Genomic DNA, 4,763 nt, shown 5'->3' on the forward strand with positions numbered 1-4,763 from the left:
TATTTATAAGGTCTAATACCTAAAGAGGCTGTCCAACTATTACCTAAATTACCTAAGAATTGCCTTTACCTATATAAAAAGCGATAAAATTTGGCAGTCATAGCTATTGCCCCCCTGATATTAGAGATCTCATACCGGTAGACCACATCTGCTACCTGGTGGTTTCCATCGTGAATAGTATAGACATGAGTGAAGTGGAGAAGAAGTACCAGTTTAGGTTTACACCCGGCAATCCCGCATATTCACGCCAGATGCTGCTGAGAATGAGAAGCCCGATTTCAGGACGCTCTGCAATTTCAAAAGAGAGTGCACGAAGCTGAAGAAACGTTTAAGAAGACCGTCACTGTTGCCAGATCGTTGGGGATGGTAAACCTGGAGCATATCTCCTCCGATGGGACTAAGACTAAGATTAAAGCCAATGCATCAAACAACTACACGCTGAGCAAAGGGGGGATAGAAAAAAGAGCCTCCGGCAAGGTATTGAATAGCGCTGCGGTGAATAATATAGAGCAATATGCGCTTGTATCGTTGTAATCGAAACACATACCGCAAGTATTCCAGTCACTGGTAGTGCTCGAGTCTTTGTTGTATACATCGCGCAGTGAGTTATGTTACGCGCCCAACCGTGGGTCGCACCCCTTCCTTTTAAGAAAATACCGTTACCGCCTGCTCCACAACCGCTGCCAGTTCCTGTCTGGTTGTAAACCACGTTGTTCTTTGTTCTTTATTGTGCTATTACACACATGCAGAAGGTGAATCCCCTGTCTGGTACCAGCACCGTTGTCGTGTATCAAGCAGTTTTCAACGGTAATATTGGAGAACTTACTGGAACCAGTTCCTTCAAACCAGATTCCGTTGTCGAACCCTTTAATTTCCACGTTTTTATGGTTACGTTATCGCCTGCTACGTTATGCTTCCAATAGTGAATTCCGGCGCTATACGCATCATTATCAACACCGTCTATGAAGTGCCCGTGCCCATCAACCATCAATAATGACATCATCTGACTGGATGTCTATGCAATATAGTGCTGTGCTGTTCGTTATGCTTGCTGTGATGTTGTAGGTTCCCGCAGCTTTGATCACCGTGCATCGATTATATCTGTCGCGCCTGCACTTCCTATCGCAGCGACTAACAACACAGTCGCTATTGCCATTCCCAATACTATTCTTTTGTATTCATTTTTTTACTTCTTCACCTTCTATTTTTACAAGGAAATGACCATAACCCACTTGAGTACCCCTACTGCAACCTTTCTTTAGAACCTTTGATAGAAAATTAGAGACATAAATAATGAACCCTAAAAAGGTTCGATTTTTGAAATAAAACCTAAATCATCCCTTAAATTTCCACTGCAAACCTAAAAATATTAGGATTATTCACCTTCCCCCTAATGTAATGCATCCCGAACTCGTGCAAGCATGCAATTAACTGTTGCCCCATTCCCTATTCCCAATCCTCTATCCTCCATCCTCTATTCTTTTATTCATTCTGTTAACGCCCAGCTTCACCAGAAACGGTGTTGCAACCAGTGCCACCAGCATCTCGGAAAAGCCACCAAGAATGAAACTCGTGCAATAACCATACATATCAGAGAGAATCCCAGCTGCAGAAAATCCCGCTACAAAACCCAGCGAGCCGAAGACATTGAACCCGCCTATCGCCGTGCCTCGCTTATTCACCGGTGATAAGTCTCCCGCAAGTGCAATACTGGCGGGGAACATCATCGCTGCGAATACACCACAGCCGAGCATTAGCGCGATAAGCGTTGTTTTGCCCACGAATCCTACCAGACACATCTCCAGTCCATAGAAGAAAGAACCGATGACAAGAGGCATAGTCCTGCCGATCTTATCTGACAGCTTCCCAAATGGATACTGGAGCAGAATAAAAGGGAATAGCAGTAATGCCTGATACAGCCCTCGTTCTGCAATGCTGAGCCCAAAAGCATCAAACAGATACAGAGGGAATACGAGGATGAAAAATGCAACTGTGAACCTGTCAACAAAACTGAATACGTAGGGGATTCCGAGCTCTCTCTTTTCAACCAACACCTTTACGGATTCGAGCATTGTCTCAGGCTTGTTTTCGATGCGAATATCGTGTATCAGGGTTGCCGAAATCAGGGTACCTATCAGAAAGAGGAAAGAGGCGAAATACATGGGGAAGAAGATGCCATACTTCTCTGCTAACAAGCCCCCAACCGGTGCTCCTGATGCCATGCCCAACATCATTGCCATACCAATCACACCCATCGTCTTACCATAACTCGTCCTTTGCACGACGTCCAGCGCACTCGTCATCACGAGCGACCATGCCATAACTGTGATAGCGCCCTGCATAAACCTCAGTATCAAAAGAAGCTGCAGCGAGTTCGCTTGCGCCATCAGAAAATAGAGAACCGCAGAGCCTCCGAATCCAAGAACAATGAATGGCTTCCTTCTACCACACTTATCCGAGAGCGAACCCCAGACAACGGCAAAAATCACGTACGCAAGCATCTCAAGTGTGAAGAACATACTCGCCTCGGTATTGCTGGCACCGAAACGGTCAATGATGAACTCTTTAATCACCGGCGCCATAAGCGTCAGGCTCAGCATCGCTACAAATGTCAATACCGCATAAATTATGATTGTTATTTCCTTAATTTCCTTATGGTGGTCAGTGCTTATTCCGCGCGACATACCCCTTACGAGTCCTTTCGCATTTGCAAACAAAGAACTTGTTAGGGATACAAATAATGTTGCCTAATTAATTTTGGTTTTCTTTCCGCTTCCTAATCTTGTTAGGGTTCGTTATTTATGCACCTAACTGCCAACACATCCCAGCAAATACAAATACAAAAAGAAGGGTGAGAGAAGATGGGTGCGAAAGTAATTTTGGTATATGGCTCGACAACCGGGAACACGGAAATGCTGGCTGAGCATGTAGCTGCGGGGCTTGAGTGCGGGCTGGCATCGGTAACGGTGAAGAACGTGACAGAAGCGAGCGTTGATGAACTCGCAGATTATGATGCCATTGTATTCGGGTGCTCTACGTGGGGTGAAGGCGATTTGCAGGATGATTTCGTGGACTTCCATAAAGCAATGGACGGCATATCTCTGGAAGGCAAAAAGGCAGCGGTTTTTGGTCCTGGTGATAGTGAGGAATACCCCAACTCGTTCTGCAAGGCGGTGGATATCCTTGAAGAAACACTCAAGAAATGCAGTGCCGAAATCGTCACCGAAAGTTTCAAAGTTGACGGCGATGTTGAACCCGCATTCGAAGACGCCGAAGCGTGGGGATTAAAAGTCGCAAAAGCGCTTTAGCTCTAACGCTGACTTTAAACCCTCTTTTTCTTTTATTTCTTTCTTCTTTCCTGCGGCAAAGTGAGCGTGAGTAATACGATAGGAGCTATGGAAGTGTTTACCCATCATATACAGGAGTATAAAAAGGGATTAAGAGCTCTCGTCCTTTATACGACGAAAGCATCGAATAGAGATGCAATTGAAAAAAGACTAAAAAGGGAGATGATAGATTATTACATTCAAAAGGTAAACGGAACGAAAATAAACGTCTTTTTCGGCAATTCTATCTGTGTTGCTGTCATTAAACAGATGAATATTACGTCATTGTCAAATTTAACGGATGAGGAGGACTTTATTCTCGGTACGATGCTGGGCTACGATAGAGTAAAGCAATGCGAGCGGTATCTTAGAAGGAAACGCAACGGCAGAGATGATAACAATAACACAGGAAAGACAAGCAATAGCAATATCAATAGCAATACATCCATAGCTCAGCTACAGACCGAAACGATCAGTGCCACAGGTTAATCCTCTTCTGGTACCATAACCATATCACCATAACCATAAATAACCAGATTCCTAACTTCACAGAAGGCTAATCACCAGAACACATACCAACCCCAGAACAAGACCGCTAACACCCACTCCTAAATTCTGTCTTATCTGCGCTGCTGGAATCAGCTCTTCTACGGATATGTAAGACATAAAGCCTGCTGCGAGTGCAAGTGAAGCGCCCAACAAATCTAAGGATGTTTCTTTCAATAAACAATAGCCAAAAATAAAGCCGAGTAATTCAAACAATATTGTCACCGTTACTATAACAAAGGATTTCAGCCTCTTTTTTGTTAACCCGTATAAAGGAACGATTGTTGCGATATTCTCGGGCACGTCCTGTGCTGCAATCCCCACTGCTATCATAATTCCCAGTGCAGGTGTTAAAGCAAATCCGACCCCGATTGCCAGCCCTTCCGGTATATTATGCAAAGCTATGCCGATAACAAGCATGGTAACGCTTCTTTTTATTGAAGGCTTTTCTTTTCTCAGTAACTCAGGATTTATATGTGGCAGGGTTCTATTAATAATCCAGAACGTAACAATACCGGCGATAAAAGAGATAATCACCAAATAATGGGGTGCAATTTCTAAACCTTCGGGTATCAATTGAAAGAACGATATACCCAGCATCATAGAAGCAGCAAATGCTAAGGAGCCATATAAAACGTTTTCTTTTGGCTCTTTTATCAATCCAATTAAACACCCCAAAGTTTGCCCAACAAAGATTAGCAATAATATTAATAACAGGTCATTCATTTTCATTCTTTTCCCAACGATTTCCACTCACGCAAAAATAAGCTTCTTTACTCGCACGAAAAACCATGCTCTTACAACAACTCCTCAAGGTCCCATTTTGCAAAATCCATCTGTGCAAAACAATTCCCATGACTTCATAACCCTTTTTCGCAACTGCAAATGCCT

Annotated in this window: 7 protein-coding genes; 4 read left to right on the plus strand and 3 right to left on the minus strand. The window is 43.7% G+C overall.

Going from position 1 to position 4,763, the window contains the following annotated elements:
- Nucleotides 1-170: 170 nt before the first annotated feature.
- A complete protein-coding gene (locus tag J7J01_08115) occupies nucleotides 171-320 on the plus strand; it encodes a hypothetical protein (GenBank protein MCD6210831.1) in 150 nt (49 codons plus the stop codon).
- Nucleotides 307-534, plus strand: a complete 228-nt coding sequence (locus tag J7J01_08120) for a hypothetical protein (protein ID MCD6210832.1) — start codon at nucleotides 307-309, stop codon at nucleotides 532-534. Before J7J01_08115 ends, J7J01_08120 begins: the two co-directional genes overlap by 14 nt.
- A gap of 125 nt (nucleotides 535-659) precedes the next feature.
- Here J7J01_08120 and J7J01_08125 read toward each other — a convergent pair whose 3' ends face one another.
- Both J7J01_08125 and J7J01_08130 read right to left on the minus strand, forming a co-directional pair.
- Entirely contained in the window at nucleotides 660-878 is a 219-nt protein-coding gene (locus J7J01_08125) for a hypothetical protein (protein ID MCD6210833.1), read from the minus strand.
- A gap of 582 nt (nucleotides 879-1,460) precedes the next feature.
- A complete protein-coding gene (locus J7J01_08130) occupies nucleotides 1,461-2,684 on the minus strand; it encodes an MFS transporter (GenBank protein MCD6210834.1) in 1,224 nt (407 codons plus the stop codon).
- A 177-nt stretch (nucleotides 2,685-2,861) separates the two neighbouring features.
- On the opposite strand from J7J01_08130, the gene J7J01_08135 reads away from it, so the two are divergent.
- Together J7J01_08135 and J7J01_08140 are read left to right on the plus strand one after the other, a co-directional pair.
- The gene (locus J7J01_08135) at nucleotides 2,862-3,308 is read left to right on the plus strand and encodes a flavodoxin (protein MCD6210835.1); all 447 of its coding nucleotides are present in this window, start codon (nucleotides 2,862-2,864) and stop codon (nucleotides 3,306-3,308) included.
- Nucleotides 3,309-3,395: 87 nt separating this feature from the next.
- Entirely contained in the window at nucleotides 3,396-3,815 is a 420-nt protein-coding gene (locus J7J01_08140) for a DUF2023 family protein (protein MCD6210836.1), read from the plus strand.
- 57 nt (nucleotides 3,816-3,872) lie between these two features.
- On the opposite strand, the gene J7J01_08145 is transcribed toward J7J01_08140, so the two are convergent.
- Nucleotides 3,873-4,598, minus strand: a complete 726-nt coding sequence (locus tag J7J01_08145) for a ZIP family metal transporter (protein ID MCD6210837.1) — start codon at nucleotides 4,596-4,598, stop codon at nucleotides 3,873-3,875.
- Nucleotides 4,599-4,763 lie beyond the last annotated feature (165 nt).

It is taken from the genome of Methanophagales archaeon (assembly GCA_021159465.1).
GTDB lineage: Archaea > Halobacteriota > Syntropharchaeia > Alkanophagales > Methanospirareceae > G60ANME1.